Here is a 22,301-nt window from a genome sequence, read left to right as displayed (position 1 = left end):
CCACCTTTTGGGGTGGCTTTTTACTTGAATGTAGTTTTCCAATTTCTACTATTTCGCAAACTCAGCCGAGGACATACTCTTTGATGGCTTCTGCGACTCCGTGCTCATTGTTGCTTTTGGTGACGGCTTTGGCTTCGTTTTTGACTGCTTCAGGGGCATTGTCCATAGCGACGCCGAGTCCTGCCAGTCGCAACATAGGAAGGTCATTGAAGTTGTCTCCGACTGTCATGACCTCTTCTAGTGGCACTTGGTAGTGCTGGGCAAGTTCGTACAAGGCTTGCTCCTTGGAGACATGCTTGGCTGTGACTTCCATGTAGTTGTCCTTAGAGAGATAGAAGGCTGTCTTGGAGAAGTCTAAGGTCTGTAGGTAGTCATGGAGTTTCTGGATGACAGGCGCTTCATCGATAAGAAGTAGCTTATGGATAGGGATTAGCGCATCCAGCACTGGCAGAAGAATATTCTGAATGACTGGCTGCTCACCTGTAATAGCTGCCTCTATCTGCACCCACTTATCCAGACGATCAGCAATCCAATCCTTGCCAGAGTAGAGATTGATGGACACACTAGGAAATTCAGCTTTGACTAGTTCCAGAAAAGTGCGGATCTCTTTCTTGTCTAGAGGGTGCTCGATAATGGTCTCGTAAGCTTGCGGGTCACCCTTGATGACCAGAGCACCGTTGTAGCAGGCCAGCGGATTATCTCCTAGCCCAAGCTCACGGGCAATCGGTTCCATACCCAGAGGAGAGCGGGCAGAAGCGAGGACGAAAGGGATTTGTTCTCGGTTTAGCAGGGGAATGATGTCTTTGAGCTCAGGATCTACTTGGTGCTGGTTGTCCAAAATGGTACCGTCAATGTCGCTGATAATCAGGCGAATCGGTTGTTTTGTCATAGCTCTTCCTCCTTTGTATCGAATAACTGATTTAATAAATGATCTGAAGCTTGTCTCCTAGCTTATCTTGGACTTCAGGGCTGGGCTCTTGGTCCGTGATCCAGTAGTCAAAGTCGCTAACAGGCCCCAGGATGTACTTGGACTCTTTCTGCCACTTGTCTTGCTCGGCCAGTAGAATCTTAGTCTTGGCGTGTTTCAAAGCCAGTCTTTTCAGGTGAGCATCAGCCTCATCTTCAAAGCTGACTAGACCATCAGAGACACTGGCTGCCCCGATAAAGGCAATGTCAAAGGAAACTTGCTCTAACAGCTCTGCTTCATTGAGCGCGTAGTAGAAGCGGTTTTTGGAATAAAATTTTCCACCTAAGAGGTGAAAGTCCACTTTGTCCTGACTGCTCAGCATGATGGCATTATCCAGCGAGTGAGAGTAGATTGTCATAGGCTCCTTGATGCGCTGTGCCAGATGGAGAACGATGGTTGAGACATCAAAGAAGGCAATCTGTCCCGGCTTGAGAAAGTCATGGGCTTTTCGCGCTATATCCTTTTTTTCTTGGCTCAGCTGCTTGAGACGGTCGTTAAAGGAGGGGATTTGCCGGCTAGTGTCCAGCGGGATAATACCTCCATGAGTGCGCTGCACAAGCTTACGCTCGCTCAAAATCGAAAAATCTCTTCGGATGGTATCTTTAGAAACCTGAAAATGCTCAATCATATCCTTGGCTGACAGCTGTTTTTTCTCAGCCAAGAGCTCTAAGATTTCAGCTAAGCGTTGTTCTTGGTACATACTAGTCCCTCCCTGTTTGTCTAAAAAGAGTATAGCACAGATATTAAGTGTTTTCAAGTTTATTTAATGCTTTGTAAGTCTTTTGGCTCGGAGCGGAGTATAAAATGAACAATCAAAAAAACCAAGCAGTGCTTGGCTTTTTTGATATTATAATGTTCGAAATAGCTTTGTGATTATGGAGTTTGGACGTTAACTGTTCCGTCGCTTCCAACTTTAACATCGACACCGCCACCTTGTACATGAACGCCGTCTTCGTTTACGTTAACATTTCCATTGCTATTAGCATTTTCATTGCCAGCTTCAACAGTAGCTGAGCCATCGCCGTCAGCTTCTACTTTAGCGTCATCAGTTTCTACGTTAACGCTACCACCGTTTTGGCCTCCGTTAACCTTAACTTTAGCTTTGCCGCTTTCAGAGGATGCTGAGCTTTCTTCTTTGTTTGAAGAGCTGGCCTTAGATGAAGAAGATACGCTTGAGCTTTCTTTTGTATCCTTGTCTGCAGAATTTCCGCAGGCAGCCAAAAAGAAGAGTGAAACTAGTGTAATTAGAGATAAATAAATTGTTGATTTTTTCATCATATCCCTCCTTCTACTTACATAGTATATGATTCAAGCTTTTGACGCAATAAAAAAATGGATATGACATTGAATTATCATACCCGCTTAATAGTTTCGTTACATAAAATACATAGGAAAAACAGAGAAAAGACATCGCTATCAAGGGTTTGACTTGTTTGCTCTTTGTTTGTCTATATAATGTTTTTGTAACAGATATAAATATTTATCAGGGTGAAAAAAGTTGTTTGGAGCGTTGAGAGGTAAGTGTTGGCTGGTAACTTAGTCTACAAATTGTAAAACCGCCTAGGTTAACTAAGCGGTTTTAGATGTTACAAAATCTTATCGAATTTCTCAATATAGAAAAGAGAAGCAGTCATAATCAACGTTAGAATCAAAAGACCGATAATGGCAGGTGTCCAAGATTGGAAGAGGTCAAAGCTGAAACCAAAAAGACTAGGACCTAATGCCGCCAGGATATAACCACCTGTTTGAGCCAAACCAGATAATTGGGCTGTTTGTTCAGGAGTGCTAGTCTTAAGAGAGAAGGTTACCATAAGATAAGGGAATAGAGCGCTGACTGCAGCTCCAAGCAGGAGATTGAGGATTAACCAGTAAAAGAAATTATCGGTCGGAATCAGCAACATAGAGACACCAATAAGTCCAGAAGCTGCAACGCAAGATATCATGATGAGGCGTCCACGAGCGGATAAACGAGCTGTGAGGCTTGGTATTGTCATAGAAAATGGCAGGCTAATCAAAGAGAAGATCGAAGCGAGAATACCCGTTGCATCTTTTGATAGACCAGCTTGCAAGGCCAAGGTTGGTAACCAGGTTACTGCTGTGTAAAAGAGTAGGGATTGCAAGCCACAAAATACGATGAGGGCTAAGACCTTTTTATTTTGCAGCAGGGCGCCGATTGGATGATTTTTGCCTTTTCTTGCTAGGAAGTGATTGTGTTTAGTATTAGGGAGCCATACCAAGAGTGCCAAGAGACAAATGGCACTTAAAGCTAAAATTAATCCTTGCCAAGAGGTGGCACTAACGATCGGAACAACCAGAGCAGAAGCCACTGTAATCGATAGGCTCATAGCGGAGATGTAAAAGGTCGTTAAAAGACCGATGCGTTCGGGCTGATTGGCTTGAATGATGCTAGGCAGCAGAACGTTTAGTAAAGCAATGGCTGCTCCTAGGATAATAGTTCCTACATAAAGGAAGGGGAGATTAATGATCCGAATAAGTGATCCGGTTGTCAAGATGATTAGGACCATTGTAAAGAGTTTTTCAAGCCCAAATTTTTGCGCTAAGCGAGGAGAGAAAGAGGAACAGAGGGCAAACATGACTAGAGGTAAACTGGTCAAGAGCCCGAGTGAGCTGAGTGAAATGTGGAGGCCATCAGCGATATCCGATAGGACAATCGGCAAAACGGCAAAAGGTGTCCGTAAAACAAGCCCAACCATGATAATGCCTGGGACAAAAAATGCAGAGTGTTTTTTCATAAAATTCTCCTCAAACGATAGTTTTCTATGTTTTTAATACAAAGTTTTTACTTCATCAAGTCTAAAAAATATTGGCTGATCGTGGCCTCATCGATGGGATTTCTTTGTTGTAGCCACCAGGATACGGTCTCGACAAAGGTGGCTGTTACATGATTTTTCAAAAAATCTTGTGGCAGACGGGTTTTGTTCATCAAGCCTTTTTCCTGAATTAGAGGGAACAGGTAATGTTCCAGCTCAATTTTTAGGCGATTGATAAAGTAGGTGTTTTTTGCTAAAAGTAGTGTAGCGATTCGATCCTGATTTTTCCGAAAATGATAGAAAATATGGGCGGTCGCTTCAAATAGGTCCTTTCCATCAGGACGCTCAAGAAAGGTGTGCTGGAATAGTTCCTGACAGAGCTCCTCTAGCAGGGCTTCTTTGGTCTCGAAATGAGCATAAAAAGTCGACCGTCCCACATCGGCCAGGTCGATGATTTCTTGAACAGTGATGGCTTCATAGCTCTTACGATGCAAGAGGCTGAGAAAGGCTTGGTAAATGGCTGCGCGTGATTTTTTTACTCGTCTGTCCATAGTATTTCCGAACAAAATCAGTCTTTTGTCTCTTATCTGACAAAGCTAGTGATTTGCTTCTTGTTTCCTTTTCTAAAAAGATGGATAATAGAATCGAACAAAGTGTTTGCTTTTGAATATATTATACTATAAAAATGTCAGATGTAACAGGGGGTTGCCATGAAATCAAGTCAAAAAATGATGATTGCTTTTCTTTTGAATTTGTCTTTCGCCATTATTGAAGTTATTTTCGGTTTGGCCTTCAATTCCAGTGCTGTCTTGGCTGACGCCGTTCATGATACAGGGGATGCATTGGCAATTGGCCTGTCAACGCTTTTAGAAAAGATTTCCAATAAAAAAGAAGACAGCCGTTATACATTGGGCTACAAGCGTTACAGTTTGCTGGGAGCCATTCTGACTTCCATTATTTTGATTATAGGTTCGCTCTTGGTCCTCTGGGAAAATGTTCCCAAGGTCTTCGCCCCAGAACCTGTCGATTATAACGGGATGCTGGTCCTAGGAATTGTGGCTATTTTGGTCAACTTGGCAGCCAGCAAGGTGGTCAGCCACGGCCATAGTCACAATGAGTCTATTCTCAGTCTGCATTTTCTAGAGGATATTCTGGGTTGGCTAGCGGTTATTTTAGTGTCTATCGTCTTACGATTTACGGATTGGTATTTCCTAGATCCCTTGCTATCTCTGTTGATTGCTGGCTTTATCCTCAGTCAGTCTCTACCTAAGTTTTGGGATAATATCAAGATCTTTCTGGATCATGTTCCAAGCGATATTGATCTGGGTCAGCTCTATCAAGAACTGAGGAGCCTAGACAATGTTCAAGCTGTTGCTCAACTCAACGTTTGGACGACGGACGGTATTGACAAATACACCATGATTCACGTTTGTCTAAAAGAAACCGAGAAAAGCCAAGAGACCAGACAGGCAGTTCACCAGCTAGTCAAATCTTTTGGTATCGTTCGAGCCACCATCGAGTGCGATGAAAGCATGGATGAACATCAGAAACATGGAGATCTTTAGTCTGTCCTTGGCCGAATAAGAAATTCCTTATCCTAGCATTTTAAGAAGGAAGTCCGTCATTTCCTGCGGGCTTTCTTTTTTTCCTCTAGCAATCCACATTTGCACGACGCCAAACAAGGCGTTGGTCAGATATACGGAATTGTATTCTTTTTCAATCTGACTGAATTCCTTATTACTGAAGCGTTCTTGCAACTCTTGGTGAAGCATCATTTGAAACTTATGTCTTAAAAAGGTTTGGATTTCCCTTGTCCCATTTTCCGACAGGAGGGCAGAGAAAAGAGGTTCGCTTTCCAGGAAGTCGAGGACATTTAAGATGGCCTGCTGTCGGTCATTGTAATATTCCTCAAAAATCGTTTCAAGTTTTTGAAAGAGGCCTTGCTGATAACGTTCGATCAAATCGTACTTATCCTTATAATGAGTATAAAAACTGCTTCGGCTGATACCTGCAGTTTTGGCAAGCTCAACAGTTGAAACATGTTCAAAGCTCTTTTCTTTCAATAGTTGGACCATAGCTTGTTCGATGGTCATCTTGGTTTTCTTTCTTTTATTACTTTCCATTTTTTTCATCCTTTCGAACAAATTTGTACAGTATGTCTAATTTTCGAATTCTTTAGCTTGTAATAATTTTTGATTGGTGTATAATCTAGTATATCAAAATTTAGACAGTATGTATAATTTTTTGGAGGTAAATATGTTAAAAGAATGGAAAGCTATTTTAAAAAAACCAAGCTTTATCATTGTAATGTTAGGTGTTTCTCTGATTCCAGCCTTGTACAATGTAATTTTCTTAAGCTCTATGTGGGATCCTTACGGACAGGTAGAGAACTTGCCGGTGGCAGTTGTTAATCAGGATAAGGCTGTGACAAGTTCAGGGAAGACCCTAGCGATTGGTGATGACCTTGTTTCCAGCCTCAAGGAGAATAAAAATCTGGACTTCCACTTTGTCAGTAAAGAGGATGCCCAAAATGGCTTGAAGAAGGGTGACTACTATATGGTGGTCACTCTGCCGAGTGACTTGTCAGAACGGGCAGCCAGTGTCCTAAGTGGCGAACCTAAGCAAATGAAAATCGACTATCAGATCTCGAGTGGTCGGAGTTTCATTGCTGGTAAGATGAGTGACTCAGCCATGACTTCTTTAAAGCAGACAGTAGCGCAAAACGTAACCAATACTTATACAAGTGCTTTATTTAAAAATATGGGAGAGCTAAAGACGGGAATGAATAAGGCCTCAGATGGAGCCCAGCAATTAGCTTCGGGTAGCCAGCAGTTGGGTGCGGGTAGCCAGACCATTACGGATAACTTAAAAACTCTGAATCAGGCCACTATCAGTTTAGCAGATGGAGCAGGTCAATTAAACTCAGGTTTAGAAACCTATACAGGAGCTGTTGCACAAGTATCAGCAGGAGTTAATCGCTTGTCAGAAGGGTTAACAACTTATGCAAATGGGGTAGCCACTATTGCATCGGGTGCCAATCAGCTTTCGGAGCGTTCAGCTGATCTAGTAGGAGGTGTCCAACAACTCACTCAATCAAGTGCTGGTGTCCAAGCTTTGGCTAGCGGAGCGTCCAAGCTCAATACTGGTTTAACTGCTCTGAAGGAATCGGTAGATATGAGCCTTACTAGCAATCAGGAAAACGTCAGCAATCTGACAGCTGGTCTGAACCAGTTAAATGCAAGCATTCAGGCGTCTCTCTCAGGAACTTCAGCTTCAACAGAAAATATTGAGGCATCCTTGACGAATATAGCAGCGTCTGCTCAAAATATCATCAATGACAATCAAGCTGTTAAAACAGCTGCCCTAGCCAATGTCCAAGGAACAAGTGCATATCAGAGTCTTTCTGAAGAGGCCAAGGCGGAGATTGATGCGGCGGTTAGTGGTAGTCAAGCGGGTAGTGATCAATCTGCTCAGGCTATTTTATCAGAAGTGATGACCATGAAGACCAGCCTGGAAGCAGGAAAGACTGCTAGCCAAACACAGTTGGCTCAACTGGGGGCTGTCTCTAATCAGGTATTGCCACAAGCAGCCAACATGATCAATGGTCTCTATAGTGGCTTGTCAACGGTTAGCGCTGGGCTTGAAACAGCTAGTGGAGGAGCCAGTCAAATTGCTTCTGGTGTAAATAGCTTAAATGAAAAATTATCAAGTGGCGCCGGTCAATTGGCTCAAGGAGTGACGGATTATACAAATGCCGTCAATAAACTTTCGGAAGGAGCTAGTGGTTTAGCTGCTAACAATTCTAACTTACTAACAAATTCAGCAACTCTATCAGCTGGAGCAAGTCAATTGGCCTCTAAATCCCCTGAACTGACAGCTAATTTCGGGAAATTAGTAGACGGAGCAAGTCAATTGGCTAATGGATCAGGAAAACTGGTCGATGGTAGCAGTCTGTTGACGGATAAACTATCATCCTTAACCAGTGGGAGCGAGAGCTTGGCTAGTGGTCTGACAGAAGCAGGTGATAAGCTATCAACAGTCACAACTAAGGAGGATAATGCCAAGATTCTAGCAGATCCACTCAGCCTTCACAAGACAGACCGAGATAAGGTTGAGAAAAACGGAATAGGGATGGCTCCTTATATGATTTCTGTAGCCCTCTTTGTAGCTGCTATTTCAACCAATATCATCTTTAGCACACTTCCTTCAGGAAAAGAACCAAAGACCAAATGGGAATGGTTCAAAGCACGTCTAGAAGTAAATGGTGTAATTTCAGTTGTAGCTGGGGTGTTGGTTTACGCTGCTGTCCATTTGATAGGATTATCTGCCAACCATGAATTGGCAACTCTTGGTTTGATTATCTTAACCAGCATGACCTTCATGGCTCTTGTGACTGCCTTGGTAACATGGGATAGCAAACTCGGAGCCTTTGCTTCGTTGATTCTCTTGCTCTTGCAGCTGGCTTCTAGTGCAGGGACCTATCCGCTTGAGCTGACCAATAAGATTTTCCAAGCCATCAATCCTTGGCTACCGATGAGTTACTCGGTATCTGGTCTTCGTCAAACCATTTCTATGGGGGGACAGATTGGGGGACAAGTCGGCTTCTTGATGTTTGTCTTAGTGCTATTTATGGCTGCTGGAGTCTTGGTCTATCGAACAGATAACAAAGAAAGAGTCTAGTCTTTTGACTGAATCCTAAGAGGAAAAGAGAGATCTGTCTTTCTTTTCCTTTTTATCTAAGCAACATCTCCTGAAAAGGGAGATGTTTTGTTTTCTTTAAGTTTTTTTTAGATTTCTTTTAAGCTTTGCTACTTAAAATAACCAAGTAAATAATCAAGCAGCTAGAAAGGGAGATGTCCTATGGCTAAAAAAACATTTAAAGATAAATTCCAGCGATTTGAAACAAAATACGTTATTTCAAAGGAGGTTCTAGCAAATTTGCTGACGGAGTTTGAGGAACATATGGTAGAAGACGACCATGCATATTCAACCATCAGCAATCTTTACTACGATACTCCTACCTTTCAAATGATTCGTGAATCTCTAGAAAAACCTTATTTTAAAGAAAAATTGCGGGTACGGACCTACGATGAAAATCCAGTAGAAGACAGCCAGGTTTTCCTAGAAATCAAAAAGAAAGTGCGAAAAATCGTCTATAAGCGTCGGATTTCAACTGACCTGCTGGCGGCGGAGTCTTATCTAGCGGGTGATCGAGGTCAGACAGATGATTCTCAGATCCGTGAAGAGATTGACTGGCTCATGGCTCGTTATCAAAAGGTTCAGCCCATGATGCATATCTACTATAATCGTTATTCCATGAAGGGAATAGAAGATCCAAATGTTCGGATTACCATTGACTATGATTTGACTTATCGATCAGAGGATTTAAGTTTATTAGATGGCAAACATGGGGACAAGCTCTTACCAGAAGGCTATGTCATTATGGAAATCAAGGTTCCAGGAGCTTATCCGCTTTGGCTGAGTGAGATTTTGGACCATCATCAGGTCTTTCCAAAATCCTTCTCTAAATATGGCGTAGCCTATAAAAAAACCACAGACTACAAAGGAGTTGTAAACCATGCTAAATCAATTATTTAATGACGTTTTTACTAGTACGGCTGTAAAACCATTGATCATGCTAGAAGCAATTGGAGTTGCCTTAGTCTTGGGTTTGGTTGTGGCCAAGGTCTACCAGTATAAAACGGTCTACAGCAAGTCCTTTGTCATGAGTCTAGCCCTATTGCCGGCCTTGATTGCCGTTGTCATCTTCTTGGTAAATGGTAGTCTGGGTGCTGGGGTTGCCGTCATGGGTGCCTTCAGTTTGATTCGCTTCCGTTCGGCTCCAGGTGGTGCCAAGGAGTTGGTATCTATATTCCTAGCTATGACGATCGGGATTGCGATTGGTATGGGTTACCTAGTCTTTGCAGGAGCCTTTACCCTAATCATGTCTGTAGCGATTGTCCTTCTTGAAACCATCAACTTTGGACAAATGAAACATTCTATCCGCCAGTTGACCATTGTTATTCCTGAAAGTTTAGATTATGAATCTATCTTTGATGATATTTTTGATAAAGCGACCAATCATCTGGAATTAGCCTCAGTGAAAACATCAGACATGGGTAGCTTGTTTAAACTCAAGTATATCATCCAACTCAACGGCAAAATGACAGAGAAAGAGTTGATGGATGCTCTGCGGACCCGCAATGGAAATCTAGAGATTGCTATCAGTCGATTCATCACAAAAGAAAATGAATTATAAAAGAAATAGAAAGAGGCCTATCATGAAAACAAGTAAAAAAACAATATTTCGAAAAGTAAAGCTGATGGTCCCACTGGTTCTGTTGACAGCCAGCTTGGGAGCCTGTAGCTTGATTAGTAAGTCCAGCGCTGCTAGCACTAGCACAACTACTAGTTCAACCACTAGTAAAACGTCCTCAAGCAAAGCCTCAACAGCTTCAACGAGTTATTTCACTGATCGGGACCAAGACGCCTCATATGACGAATCTAGTGCTACAAAGGTGAGTCTAAGTGGCTCAACAGCTAAGGTGTCTGGAGACGGTGCGAAAGTATCTGGGTCAACTGTAACAATCACAGCTGCTGGTACCTATGTATTGTCTGGAAGTAGCGAAAATGTCCAAATCGTGGTGAAAGCAGGAGACCAAGACAAGGTCCAAATCGTCTTGAATGGTGTGACTATGAAAGGGACTGACGCAGCGATTGTGGTAGAAAGTGCGGATAAGACCTTCATCACCCTTGCGGAAGGAAGCAAAAACAGTATCGCTGACTCTGCTAACCACACAAATACAGACTACGATGCAGCCATTTACAGTAAGGATGACTTGACTTTCAATGGTTCTGGTAGTCTGACGATTGAGGGCAACTACGGCAATGCAGTAGAGTCTAACGATGATCTACGTATCACAGGTGGAACCTATACGGTCAAAGGCTATAAAAATGCTCTTTCTGCCAATGACGCGTTGAATATCAAGGATGCGACCTTGAATCTGACGGCAACCGAAGATGCTCTTCACGCTGACAATGATGAAGATACGACACTTGGAAATCTTTATATTCAATCTGGTACGATCACCATTAATGCTGGTGATGACGGAATGCACGCTTCTAATGCAGCAGTGATTGACGGCGGTACGATTACAATTGAGTCAAGTGTTGAAGCACTCGAAGGAACCAATGTGACTATTAATGGAGGGAAATTAGATCTTTCTGCCTCTGATGATGGTATCAATGCTTCTAGTAAGGTAACTGGAGCAGAGATCTTTATCAAGATTACGGGAGGTGACATCAAGGTAGAAGTGGGACAAGGTGACACTGATGCTCTTGACTCTAATGGTGATATCATTATGACAGGAGGCAATCTAGACATTACTTCTACAGTCTCTGCCTTCGACTTTGACGGAACAGCTACCTATACTGGTGGAACCATCACAGTCAATGGTGAAACTCGATCTGAAATCACAGCTGATGGCCCTGGCGGAGGTGGTGCCCCAGGAGGTAATCAGGGAGGCGGACCTGGTGGACATTAAGGTCAACTATAAAAGTTTCAAATAGAAATAAAAAACTCCTCATTCCAGCTGGAATGAGGAGTTTTTGCTATTCATCAATTCTGATAGACATCGTCTCCGTATCTACTGTCGCCTGAGCACCGATGGTAATGGTAATGGTAAAGAGTGGCTGAGTATGGGCAAAGTCCAAGTCATAGAGGACGGGAATTTGTTTGAGAATCGGATGTTTATCCAAGATATAAAGGAGCAGCTCCTCTGTCATCTGGCATTCTTTTGGAAAGCGGCCGATGAGAAGGGCCTGTGGGTTAGGATAGGCCTGAAGGAGGGCTGCTAGATTGCGGTCAAATTCCACATAATCATCTTCCTCCGCTTCCTCAACAAAGAGGACATAGTTTTCATCTGTCGGGGCATAGGGTGTTCCACGCAGAAGTGAGAAGGTGGAGAGATTGCCACCGATAACAGTGGCTTGGGCTTGTCCGTGATGATAGACCTTCCACTCCGTTTCATGGAAGGTCATTGGCGCATCAGGCAGGTACCAAGCATTACTGCCCCATTTTTCACTAGGGGTCAATTCATAAGAAGTCTGGCTGACAGCCTTGAGCCAGCTCTCGGTCTGATAGTCCTGTAAGTCTTCCATTTTAAAGCTAGAGTAGGACGGTCCCATGTAGGTTTTCATGCCGGTCTTGCTATAGATAGCGTTGAGCAAGGCTGTTGTGTCTGAGTAGCCGCAGAAAATCTTAGGATTTCTAGCAATCAATTCAAAGTCTAGATAGGGCAGGAGCTCATTGCAGTTGAAACCGCCGATAGTAGCCAGAATAGCATCAACGGAGTCATCCAAAAAGGCAGCATGAATGTCTGCCACCCGGCTTTCGATGGAGGCAGATCCTAATATATCATTTTCCAGATAATGCTCCGAAAAAGACACGGTAAATCCCAGCTTTTCCAAGCGCTCCTTGGCAGCTAGATTGGCCTCAAAGCCACCGATGTGTTCGATTGACGCTGAGGGGCTGACGACCCGAATGTGCATACCAGGTGTGAGTTTTTTCATAGAAAGACCTCCTGTTTAAAATGACTATATTATACAATAGAACGTTCCGAAAGACAAGGCCAGCTAGGACAAGAGGATGGGAAGCACATCAGTCAGTTTTTCGACGGTCCAGTCCGCTCTTTCTTCAAGTTTCTTAACTTGAGCTAGGCGACTGAAGCCTTGTTTGATCCAGATAGTTTTCATCCCTATTCTTTTGGCAGGAGCGATATCATTATCCAAGCGGTCACCAATCATAATGGCTTGCTGAGGTAGGCAGTTAGTTTTTTGTAAGGCCAGCCTGAAAATAGCGGGGTCGGGCTTGGCCAGCCCCAGATCAGCGGACGAGAAGATAGCGCTAAAGTAGTCTAAAATTCCAAAAGTTTTTAAGCGCTGTTCTAGGCCAGGTAATTGATTAGCGATAATTCCCAACTTATAATCTTGCCCTAGTTGCTCTAATATTCCTTTGGTTTGCGGATAGAGAGTCTCTAAGTCCGTTCTCCAAGCTGGTCGTTCAAGTCCATAGAAGCTGAGTGCTTCTAAGTCACCTTTTTTATTTTCCTTAAAATAGCTGAGCATCTTGTCATAGAAGAGTTGATAAGAAATATTCTTTCCAGAAATGGCGGTTTTTATTCTGGCTTCATAAGCTTTGTCTTCATCGACTAGAGTTGAACCTATATCAAAAAAGAGCCATTGGATCTCTTGGTAATCTTGTTTCATAGCTTTATTCTATCACAAAGTCTTTCTTTTCAGCCTAGGAGGCTGTAGTTTTTGAAAAAGAGGCTTTTGAAGAAGAATAGGAGGCATTTTAGAAGTTTTAGCGCATCTTTTTTTAAAAGCTATTTATAATGAATGTATAGAAATCCGAAGGCAAGAAAATCTTTTTAGCATAACACAAACTTTTTTGAGAGTATGCCTGTCTCCTGAAAATGCAATCTCTAAACTTCATTCAGTTTCCCCTTTCGATGGTCTTTGGATTCTATTATTTTAGAAGAAATAGAGGGTTAATATGAAAAAGAAAGCAATTTATTTGTACGTGTGTTGGTTGATCTCAGCCTTTGGTGCTCTACTTAGTCTCTGGGACCTTCTTGCAGGAAAAAGGCTAGAGAATCCCGCAGAAGTCATGCAGCTAAAAGGGGAGGTAGCCCAGCAGTATAATCGGTTTTATGATGTAGTTTTTGATTTGAATCACAGTATGAGTCAGGTTCTGATTCTATTTGTGGGTCTTCTTTTATTGGCGACAGTACTTGTATTGCTGATCAAAAAGAATCTCCTTCTAGCCAACATCCTATACTCTGTCTACTCGGTCTTTACCATTCTTGTCATGGCTTATGATTATCTGTCTTCTCAGTCGCTCTATCATTATTTTAGTGATCCAGCGATTCGCGAATCAATCATGATGATCCCTAAGGCTGTAACCATAGTCGGACTCTTACTGAATATCCTCTTTTTAGCTATTGTCCTCTTTTATACTTGGCGTCAGCAGAAGGACTTGGAAGTGAAAAAGGAGCCTATTTAAAATTTGACAAATAACATTTATCGTCTTACAATTTTAAGAAAAGGATAGATGTTATTTTTAGTTTTAGGAGGATAGAATGGCAAAGGTTTCCTTAGTTTATATTAGTTTAAGTGGGAATACAGCAAGCTTTATCAAGCGTCTGACGGCCTATTTGCAAGAAGGCCACGCGGATCTTGAAGTAGAACAGGTCAATATTAAGGATTTGGTCAAAGAAGGCCGGGATTTCTTTGCTATGGACAATCAGTTTGTAGCCTTCCTGCCGACTTATTTAGAGGGTGGAAACGGAGTGGACTCTGGTGATGTTGAGATTTTAACCAATGATTTAGCAGCCTTTATTGAATATGAAGAAAACTATAAAAAATGTTTCGGTATCGTAGGCAGTGGCAACCGTAATTTCAACAACCAGTATTGTTTAACAGCAAAGCAATATTCTCAGCGTTTTGGCTTTCCCCTGCTAGATACTTTTGAGCTTCGTGGTCTGCAAAATGATATCAGCCGTGTTGGTGACAAGATCGCAGAACTCTATCAGCTTTAAACTATCTGACATTAGAAAAGTAAAAGCACGTCTCTTATTAGAGGCGTGCTTTTTATTTATTTCAGGACTAGGACTTGCTTAGCAGGAACAACATAGCTGTCAGCCAAGGGAGCGATAGCCTTGTGGCTACTAATGGCTGGATAAGATAGAAAGACTTCCTGACCTAGTTCGTTTTGGTAGGTCTGATCTTTTGAACCAAAGTTGATCAAGATGGTCATTTGTTCATCTTGCTGTGAAATCTGATACCTGACCAGTGAATCATTGAGCCATTCAACTTGGCATGCCTCCAAGATTTCTTCTCGACTTTCGAGGCTGAGTAGAGGGTGTTCTTTTCGGAAGCTGATTAATTCACGAATGAAGTCAACATCTTCTTCGTAGTTGAGTAAGCTTTGCCAGTCCAGACGATTAATAGTATCTGGGATGTTGTAGCTATTATCTAGCAAGTCTTTGTGGCGGAAGAATTCTTGACCACTATGGAGGAAAGGGACCCCCTGAGCAAGCAAGACCAAGTGTAAGGCCAAGCGAGCACTAGCCAAGCGTTCTTTTAGACTGATGTTTGAATCTTCCATTTTAAAGTAGTCAAAGACAGTCGCATTGTCATGACACTCAGTGTAGTTAATGGCCTGTTGAGGACTTTGGAAATGGTTTGCTGTTTCTAAGCCGACATTAGCTGTTAGGATATTAGCCATGCTGGAAGTCCATTCGGATCTAGTCAGTCTTTGTTTGTTTAAGATGGTTTCTTTGATGGTATCACGGAAATTATCGCTGAAAAAGCCATAATCAGTCAATTCTGCTGCATTATACTGGTGGGCCAAGAGGTCTGATTCCAAACCAGTCGCCATTTTCCAGCCTTCTCCGTAGAGATAGACATTTGGGTAGCTCGCTTTTAGCTCTTCTGCTAGCTCATTCATAGTTTGGATATCTAAGATACCCATGAGGTCAAAACGGAAACCGTCAAAGCCATAGAGATTCACCCATTGCTTGACCGAATGCTTGATGAAGCGACGGACCATGGCTCTCTCACTTGCAACATCGTTACCACAGAAAGTTCCGTCAGTTCGTTGTTTTTGCTCATCCAAGCGATAGAAATAACCAGGAACAATCTTTTCAAAAGCAAAGCTATCCGCATCATAAACGTGATTGTAAACAACGTCCATGATCAGACTCATATCTGCCTCATGGTAGGCTGCTATAGCTTCCTGCAATTCTAGAATGCGTGCATAAGGATCCTCCGGGTCACTGGCAAAGCTGCCTTCTGGAACGTTATACTGGACCGGATCATAGCCCCAGTTATAGACTTGTTCAGGGTGTTTCTCATCTACACTACCAAAATCATAAACAGGCATGAGCTGGATATGGGTGATTCCCAGATCTAGCAAGTGCTGCATACCAATTTTACGTTTGCCTAGCTTGGGAGACTCGGTCAGCGCTCGGAATGTGCTAGGTTCTTTAAAACCAGCATCCTTTTGGCTAGAGAAGTCGCGAACACTCATCTCGTAAATGATGGCCTTGGTTGGGCTTAGCTGGGTTTTGGCCCGTTTAACTCCAGTTGTATTGAGTAGTTTCTTTGGATCAATAATAAAGCTAGCACCAGAATTGGCTTCAGAAGAGAGGGCATAAGGGTCGTGTACTTCCAGCCACTGACCATTGACCTTGTGAAGATAGGTGTAGCTAGCTTTCTCCCAATCACCAGGAATCATTGTTTTCCAAACGCCTTTTTCCTGACGAAGGAGAGGGCAGACAGTTTCTTTGCCATCTTTTCTCAACTTGATAAGGACTTGCTCGGAGATAGGAGCCCAGAAGGCAAAAGAAGTAGCCTTCGCAGAATAAGTTGCACCAAGATCATCCTGGTCGTAGTCAAAAGTTTGATCAAAAATCGGTTCTTGGACAATATGTCGGAATGCTAGAACAGTTTTATTGCGGTCCTGGTCGTAGACGAGATAATGCTGTTCCAAATCGATATCTTCTTCCAAAGTCAGGCTGTAGAGGCAATGTTCAGTAGAAGATTTGCATGTTTGAATAGTCAGAGGAATCACCTGGTCGTCAGATTCCAAAGTGAAGGACAGGTCCTTGGCATCATAAATGATGGGTAACTGAAGATTAATCAGTCGTGTGTTATCTAAATAAGCTTGAAAGGTTCTAAAAGACATAAATCTCCTTTATACAAGATAAGCTAGCCCCAGAAGCGCGTGCACTATCAGAGGCTACTAGTAAAAATAATTAATAGTAAGTATAAATAATTGACAAACATAAAAATGCAAGGCCAAAGAGAAGTACAACCGTAGTTTAACTTGAATGGAACTACGGTTGTCATTTTTTATCTGGGCTTGAGATCCTATTTTTGTGTTTTTAACATTTCGGTTTACGATCCGATGAGAATACCAATTTACCGTTCGATAATCTTATGGGAAATCAATTGGCGATAGCAGATTTTCCGATTTTCCTTGCTATCATTGATGATCTGGAGGATAGTTTGGAAGGACACTCTACCCAGTTCCAGGGTATTGATATCAACATAGGCTGCCAAGTCTAACTTTGGCTCCACCGAATCAAAAGAAAGGACTGGGATAGTTAAGTTTTGTGAAGAGAGAAAATCACAAACACCAGATGCCAGCAAGCTATCTGTAGTGATGATGGCATCAATATTTGGATTTTTTGCTAGCAAACGCTTGGTAAACTGGTAACCTTTTTCTTCCAAAAATTCTGTGACAAAGGCAGTGCTCTGAGGATCTAATTCCAGCTGATGCTCTTTTAAGGCATTTTCGTAGCCAGTATAACGGTCTTGGGTTACAAAGAGCTTTTTAGTTCCTCCGATAAAAGCAATATGGCGGCAACCTTTTTTTATGAAATATTCAGTTGCATCGAACCCCGCTTGGATATTATCATTGTCGACCAAAGGAATAAAAGGAGAAAGAGATTTTCCTAGGATAAGGAAGGGGAATTGCTCTTCGTAGGCCATCCGAACCAGAGGATCGTTTTCTTCAGCGTAAAGGAAAATAAGTCCGTCCACCCGACGGCCGTGTACCATTTGAGAAATGGCTGTCATCCGTTCTTTCTCATCTTTACCGGTAGCAATCTGAATAGCGTATTGGTGCTGAGAAGCTACTTGTGAGATCCCTCTCAGAACAGATGGAAAAAATGGATTTTGATAGAAAGCATCTGAATCATCTGGCAATACGAGGCCGATAACCTGAGTATAACTGCTAACCAGACTGCGGGCATTTAGATTTGGATGGTAATTCAGTTCTTTCATAGCCTTGCGAACCCGTTTTTTTGTCTCATCACTAATCGTAGACTTGTTCTGGATAACACGGGTTACAGTTGAGGGCGAAACCTCAGCTAGTTTGGCAACATCTTTAATAGTAACAGGCATGATGACCTCCTAATTTTCATCACGGAAATGCGTACGATAAAAGGTGATAACAAGGAATAATACAAAGAGAATATTTTGAATCATAATCATGGTAGTCAAAGGCTGACCCAATATGCCAAAGAAGACAGCAATGAGAGTCGGAAGCCCAAGACAGTTTAGAGTGAAATGATAACATTCCTTGAACTTTTTAAATGAAAAGAGTTTAGATTTTTTAGTTAGATAAAGGAAGAGACTGGCTCCAAAGGTGACAATGAAGAAGTTAAAGGTCAAGAGCAGGCCAGACACCAAAAGCAAAAATAGACTGATAATCAAACGGTTTTGCTGGAACCAATCTTTGGAAATGGCCTCGCTCAAGCTTTTCTTATCCTTTAAAGATTCCTGGTTGATTGCCTGGTAACGAATGGCTGCTAACTCTTTCTTGCTTTTACTGATCAGGAGATGATCCTTATCAAAATAAAGTGTTAACTTTTCCCCTGGTTTGGTATCCTTGTGATGTCCGATAATAACCTGGCCGTCTTTATTTTTTTGTACACCAAAGTGACTATCATAAGTTAGTTGGCCGTCTTTGATCTGAACATGATTGCTAAGCTCTTTCATAGCAGACTCATCTAAAGGCTGGAAAACTTGATCGATAAAGGTATCTAATGGATAGCTCTCTTTGGCAGCTGTCTGCAATGCCATAGGAATCAAGGTCAAAGAAATTAAGAAAAGACTAGTAAAAATCAGTTGGAACCAAGACAAAAGCTTGCGGTTAGCAAAAGCTTTTTTAAATTGAAAAATACTTGAAAAATAATTAAAAGGGTAGGGGTACATAGTAGCTCTTTCTAATTTTTATAGTCGTTCGACAAAAAACAGGGTGGGACAAGATTATCCCTTGTCACCACCGCTTGTTAAACCAGATACAAAGTTCTTTTGTAGGAAGAAGAATAAGATACAGATTGGAAGAGCTGTTAAGATAGCTCCTGCGGCAAAGAAGGCGATTTTCATATTTTTAACATCGCTGACAAATGTTCTCAGACCGACTGCAACTGTAAAGAATTCTTTATCCCGAAGGAGGAAACTAGATAAGATATAGTCTCCAAATGGTCCCATGAATGCCCAAAGTGCTTGTACAGCAACCATTGGACGAACCAGAGGAAGGACGATTTGCCAGAAGCGTCGGAAATGACCGGCACCATCTAGTTTAGCTGACTCATCAAGAGAGATTGGAACGGTATCAAAGTAACCTTTCATCAGCCAAGCATTCATTGGAATTCCTCCACCAACATAAAGGAAGATGAGGAACCAGTTTTGGTTCAAAGCATTCAACATCAAAGCCATGACGAAGAAGGCGGTGAGGGCAGCAATGGTTGGTACCATCTGGATAATCAAGAAGAAGACCAAACTTTGCTTGCGGGCGATGAAGTTATAGCGGCTGTATGCATAACCAGCTAAAACTACTATACTGGTTTGCACAATCATTGTCAAGACGGCAATGATGACCGTATTGAGGTACCAGGTTCCGTAGAGTGTCTCAGAGAAGAGCCTGCTGAAGTTGTCAAAACTCCAATCGATATTAAAATCAAGCTTGAAGGCGACAATGTTACCAGTTTTAAAGGCTGATGTAATCGTAATTAATAGAGGATAAATAATGATTACTGACAGAACTACGAGATACAGGTAAGTCAGAAAATGATTAAAGTGACGTTTTAATTTTACAGAATTATTCATCTTATACGTCCTCCATGTCAAATGCGTGTAGTTTCTTGAAAGCAATCATTGAAATACCGATAACGATAATTGAGATAATCAAGGTTACGGCTGCGGCCATTGAGTACTGAGGTGCAGTACCAGTAGTTAAACGATAAATCCAAGAAATCAAGATATCTGTTGAACCAGCGCCTCCACCGACACTACCAGGTCCACCCGCATTAAAGAGGTAGATGATAGAGAAGTTATTGAAGTTGAAGGTATACTGACTGATAAGAGTTGGCGCAGCAACAGCTAAAATCATTGGTAGCGTAATGTTGCGGAATTTTTGCCAAGCATTTGCTCCATCAATATAAGCAGCTTCATACAAATCATTTGGAATGGATTGCAGAATTCCCAAAGTTAAGACGTAGATGTATGGGAATCCTAGCCAACCTTGCATCATAATCAAGGCAACCTTGGTACAAGTAGGATCTGTTTTCCAAGGGATGAGGGTATTGTTCAAGAAAGGCAATACCTTGCTAAGCAAAGGAATAACTTGGGTGTTGATGGCACCGATACTATCATTAAACATATTTGAGAAAGTCAAGATTGTAATGAAAGCTGGTACCGCCCAAGGAAGTAGGAAGATAACACCGAAGATGCGTTTTCCTTTGATGAAAGGCTGGTTAGCAATAATAGCTGTGAAAATACCAATAACAATTTGTAAAGTTGAAGCACATAAAGCCCAGATGATGGTCCAAGATAGGACAGAACCAAAGGCTGAACGGAAGGTGCTGAGACTCCAAATGTTGCTGAAGTTTGTCAAACCAACCCAGTCCAGCAGTTTTGTTGGAGGAAGGTGTTTGAAATCATAGTTTGTAAAAGCAATCAGAAGAGTTACCAATACAGGGAAAATGATAGCAAAGGTCATAGCTACATAAGAAGGGATGATCAGCAAGTATGGGAAACCATTCTCATAGATGCTGTGAATCATTTCTTTCAGAGTAGTATGAACCGGAATACCGTTATTCCAGCGTTTAGCTGTTGTGTGAGCGTCCTTTAAGTTGAAGGCATAAAATAGGAAGTAAACCAGTACGATAATTAAGTGGAAGGCACCACGGATCAACATAAAGAGGGAGTTGTCGCGTCCGCGCATTTCACCAAGTGTGATAAGATTTCCTAGCTCACCAGAAGCGATCGCAAAGAAATAGATTAGAAAGGCCAGTGTCACACCTAAGAAGATGAACCCCTTGGCTTTCTGTTTGTTATAAATTTGTCCAAGTCCTGGAATCAGGGACAGCAACAAGGCTTTACTTGGGTTCTGTTGTCTAGTCATATTTGTCTCCTGAATAAGATTCAAAGAGGGGCTAAAAATTTTGAAAGCAGAGAATATAAAACTAAATGTTAGAAAATATTTCTCTTTTTTCAAAATTTTTAAGAAACCCGTAGTTGTTTTAATAGCTTTTTAATAAAGAAGGGGTAGGGAAAATTCCCACCCCTAGAGTTCTTTATTATTTGTTAGCGTATTTTTGAGCGATAGTATCTTTGATTAATTTCACTGCATCGTCAGCAGCAGTTTTAACGTCTTTTTTACCGCTTACAGCATCGAACAACATAGTTTTAGCTGGATCCCAAACTGTACTCATTTCAGAGATGTTTGGCATTGGTTGAGCTGATTGGAACTGTTTAACAACTGCGTCTGTCAGTTCATCTTTCTTGCTTACTGCGTACTCGCGAGCTTCTGTGTTAGCAGGTACTTCGTTAGTAGCATCGTAAAATGCTTTTTGTTGATCAGTTGAAGTCAAGAAGTCAACGAATTTTTGAGCAACTTCTGGGTTTTTAGCACCAGTTGGGATAACCCAAGCTTTACCACCACCGAAAGCAGCGTATTCTTTTCCGTTTGGAAGAGTTGGGATAGTTGAAACACCATAGTTTACTTTAGCTTCTTTCAAAGCAGATGCTTTCCATGGTCCATCGATGATAGCAGCAGTTTTACCTTCTTGGAATTGTGATTGGATCAAGTTTCCAGCGCCTTCAGTATCTTGCATTCCTTTAGGCCATTTTGCATACCAAGTTTTAGCGTATTCGATACCTTTAATTGCACCTTCATTAGCAAGACCGATATCTTTAGGATCTTTACCATTGTCACCGAATACATAACCGCCGTTACCAGCTAGAAGTCCGTAAGCGTAGTAGAAGTTTGTCCAGTCAGCAAGGAAGGCAGATGTTTTACCATCTTCACCAGCAAATGCATATTTGCTGTCTTTAGCAAGCTCTTCTAATTCAGCAAAAGTAGTTGGAGCTTTTGAAATCAAGTCCTTGTTGTAGTACATTACAAGAGTTTCGATAACAGCAGGTGCTCCGTATGTTTTACCTTCTGTTGTTACTAGAGATTCAGTAGTTTTATCTGTCTTACTATCTTTGCTTAATTTTACTTCGTTTAATTGTCCATCTGTACCGAGGCTTCCTACGCGGTCGTATGGAGCCATCAAAACGTCTGGAGCTTTACCAGACTGGTTGTCGAGTGAAAGGTTGTCCAATCCACCCATTTGGTCACCAGTTTTAATAGTAACTTTAGAACCAGTTTCTTTTTCAAAAGCTGCTGCAGCTTTCTCCATGTAAGCCTTGTACTGCTCTTCAACATAAACAGTAACGTTTTTATCACCAGATTCAGATGATTTAGTTGAAGAAGCCTTGCTACCACAAGCAGCTAAAATAAAGCTAGCTACAGCAACAGTACCCAATACAGCAGCACTTTTAAGAGCTTTGTTTTTCATGTTTATTCCTCCTAAGAATAAAAAAAGTAATAATTTACATTTAAGTTTACGCAAACGTTTTCTTAAACTGAAAAAATTATATCACAAAAAGTAACCGTTTGCAAGATATTTTTCCAAAAAATCAAAAAAATATTTTTTATC

General features: G+C 41.8%; 21 protein-coding genes. 7 read left to right on the top strand and 14 right to left on the bottom strand.

What is annotated here, in order from left to right; all coding sequences use genetic code 11:
- Positions 1–61: 61 nt before the first annotated feature.
- The 5 genes from HMPREF0847_RS10425 to HMPREF0847_RS10405 form a co-directional block, all read right to left on the bottom strand.
- Positions 62–889, bottom strand: a complete 828-nt coding sequence (locus HMPREF0847_RS10425; RefSeq protein WP_008808114.1) for a Cof-type HAD-IIB family hydrolase — start codon at positions 887–889, stop codon at positions 62–64.
- Between the two features lie 31 nt (positions 890–920).
- A complete protein-coding gene (locus HMPREF0847_RS10420) occupies positions 921–1,667 on the bottom strand; it encodes a DeoR/GlpR family DNA-binding transcription regulator (protein WP_008808115.1) in 747 nt (248 codons plus the stop codon).
- Positions 1,668–1,840: 173 nt separating this feature from the next.
- Positions 1,841–2,245 (bottom strand): hypothetical protein, encoded by a 405-nt coding sequence (locus HMPREF0847_RS10415; RefSeq protein ID WP_008808116.1) that lies wholly within the window; start codon positions 2,243–2,245, stop codon positions 1,841–1,843.
- A gap of 308 nt (positions 2,246–2,553) precedes the next feature.
- Complete coding sequence (locus HMPREF0847_RS10410) at positions 2,554–3,720, bottom strand: MFS transporter (RefSeq protein ID WP_008808117.1); 1,167 nt, start codon at positions 3,718–3,720, stop codon at positions 2,554–2,556.
- A 47-nt stretch (positions 3,721–3,767) separates the two neighbouring features.
- Positions 3,768–4,289, bottom strand: coding sequence for a TetR/AcrR family transcriptional regulator (locus HMPREF0847_RS10405; protein ID WP_008808118.1), 522 nt, complete (start codon positions 4,287–4,289; stop codon positions 3,768–3,770).
- A gap of 159 nt (positions 4,290–4,448) precedes the next feature.
- Between HMPREF0847_RS10405 and HMPREF0847_RS10400 the strand changes: the two genes are divergently transcribed.
- Entirely contained in the window at positions 4,449–5,303 is an 855-nt protein-coding gene (locus HMPREF0847_RS10400) for a cation diffusion facilitator family transporter (protein WP_008808119.1), read from the top strand.
- A 27-nt stretch (positions 5,304–5,330) separates the two neighbouring features.
- Here the strand turns inward: HMPREF0847_RS10400 and HMPREF0847_RS10395 are convergent, their stop codons facing one another.
- Positions 5,331–5,861, bottom strand: a complete 531-nt coding sequence (locus HMPREF0847_RS10395) for a TetR/AcrR family transcriptional regulator (RefSeq protein ID WP_020992840.1) — start codon at positions 5,859–5,861, stop codon at positions 5,331–5,333.
- Positions 5,862–5,994: 133 nt separating this feature from the next.
- On the opposite strand from HMPREF0847_RS10395, the gene HMPREF0847_RS10390 reads away from it, so the two are divergent.
- The 4 genes from HMPREF0847_RS10390 (at position 5,995) to HMPREF0847_RS10375 (ending at position 11,282) form a co-directional block, all read left to right on the top strand.
- The gene (locus HMPREF0847_RS10390) at positions 5,995–8,418 is read left to right on the top strand and encodes a YhgE/Pip domain-containing protein (protein WP_008808121.1); all 2,424 of its coding nucleotides are present in this window, start codon (positions 5,995–5,997) and stop codon (positions 8,416–8,418) included.
- Positions 8,419–8,598: 180 nt separating this feature from the next.
- Positions 8,599–9,336, top strand: coding sequence for a polyphosphate polymerase domain-containing protein (locus HMPREF0847_RS10385; RefSeq protein ID WP_008808122.1), 738 nt, complete (start codon positions 8,599–8,601; stop codon positions 9,334–9,336).
- Positions 9,317–9,997: a DUF4956 domain-containing protein gene (locus tag HMPREF0847_RS10380; protein WP_008808123.1), complete on the top strand. Its 681-nt coding sequence runs from the start codon at positions 9,317–9,319 to the stop codon at positions 9,995–9,997. The genes HMPREF0847_RS10385 and HMPREF0847_RS10380 overlap by 20 nt, the downstream gene beginning before the upstream one ends.
- A 22-nt stretch (positions 9,998–10,019) precedes the next feature.
- The gene (locus HMPREF0847_RS10375) at positions 10,020–11,282 is read left to right on the top strand and encodes a carbohydrate-binding domain-containing protein (protein ID WP_020992839.1); all 1,263 of its coding nucleotides are present in this window, start codon (positions 10,020–10,022) and stop codon (positions 11,280–11,282) included.
- A 67-nt stretch (positions 11,283–11,349) separates the two neighbouring features.
- Here the strand turns inward: HMPREF0847_RS10375 and HMPREF0847_RS10370 are convergent, their stop codons facing one another.
- Both HMPREF0847_RS10370 and HMPREF0847_RS10365 read right to left on the bottom strand, forming a co-directional pair.
- Positions 11,350–12,309 carry a S66 family peptidase gene (locus HMPREF0847_RS10370; protein ID WP_008808125.1) on the bottom strand — a complete coding sequence of 320 codons (960 nt, stop codon included), beginning with the start codon at positions 12,307–12,309 and terminating at the stop codon, positions 11,350–11,352.
- Positions 12,310–12,372: 63 nt separating this feature from the next.
- On the bottom strand, positions 12,373–13,005 hold the full coding sequence (locus tag HMPREF0847_RS10365; protein WP_008808126.1) for an HAD family hydrolase: 633 nt from the start codon (positions 13,003–13,005) through the stop codon (positions 12,373–12,375).
- A 289-nt stretch (positions 13,006–13,294) separates the two neighbouring features.
- Here HMPREF0847_RS10365 and HMPREF0847_RS10360 point away from each other — a divergent pair, with 289 nt between their 5' ends.
- Positions 13,295–13,804, top strand: a complete 510-nt coding sequence (locus HMPREF0847_RS10360) for an ABC transporter permease (protein ID WP_008808127.1) — start codon at positions 13,295–13,297, stop codon at positions 13,802–13,804.
- Positions 13,805–13,880: 76 nt separating this feature from the next.
- Positions 13,881–14,339, top strand: coding sequence for a class Ib ribonucleoside-diphosphate reductase assembly flavoprotein NrdI (gene nrdI / locus HMPREF0847_RS10355; RefSeq protein ID WP_008808128.1), 459 nt, complete (start codon positions 13,881–13,883; stop codon positions 14,337–14,339).
- Between the two features lie 56 nt (positions 14,340–14,395).
- Here nrdI and pulA read toward each other — a convergent pair whose 3' ends face one another.
- The 6 genes from pulA to HMPREF0847_RS10325 form a co-directional block, all read right to left on the bottom strand.
- Positions 14,396–16,489, bottom strand: a complete 2,094-nt coding sequence (gene pulA / locus HMPREF0847_RS10350) for a type I pullulanase (RefSeq protein ID WP_008808129.1) — start codon at positions 16,487–16,489, stop codon at positions 14,396–14,398.
- A 236-nt stretch (positions 16,490–16,725) separates the two neighbouring features.
- A complete protein-coding gene (locus HMPREF0847_RS10345; protein WP_008808130.1) occupies positions 16,726–17,712 on the bottom strand; it encodes a LacI family DNA-binding transcriptional regulator in 987 nt (328 codons plus the stop codon).
- Positions 17,713–17,721: 9 nt separating this feature from the next.
- A complete protein-coding gene (locus tag HMPREF0847_RS10340; protein WP_008808131.1) occupies positions 17,722–18,525 on the bottom strand; it encodes a DUF1189 family protein in 804 nt (267 codons plus the stop codon).
- A gap of 54 nt (positions 18,526–18,579) precedes the next feature.
- The gene (locus tag HMPREF0847_RS10335) at positions 18,580–19,422 is read right to left on the bottom strand and encodes a sugar ABC transporter permease (protein ID WP_011999651.1); all 843 of its coding nucleotides are present in this window, start codon (positions 19,420–19,422) and stop codon (positions 18,580–18,582) included.
- Between the two features lies 1 nt (position 19,423).
- Positions 19,424–20,719 carry a sugar ABC transporter permease gene (locus HMPREF0847_RS10330; protein ID WP_008808133.1) on the bottom strand — a complete coding sequence of 432 codons (1,296 nt, stop codon included), beginning with the start codon at positions 20,717–20,719 and terminating at the stop codon, positions 19,424–19,426.
- A 175-nt stretch (positions 20,720–20,894) separates the two neighbouring features.
- Positions 20,895–22,160: an extracellular solute-binding protein gene (locus tag HMPREF0847_RS10325; RefSeq protein WP_008808134.1), complete on the bottom strand. Its 1,266-nt coding sequence runs from the start codon at positions 22,158–22,160 to the stop codon at positions 20,895–20,897.
- Positions 22,161–22,301: the final 141 nt, after the last annotated feature.

It is taken from the genome of Streptococcus sp. 2_1_36FAA (assembly GCF_000161955.2).
Lineage (GTDB): Bacteria > Bacillota > Bacilli > Lactobacillales > Streptococcaceae > Streptococcus > Streptococcus gordonii.
The sequence above is the reverse complement of the archived record's forward strand: the minus strand, read 5'-3'. Positions and strand labels throughout refer to the sequence as shown.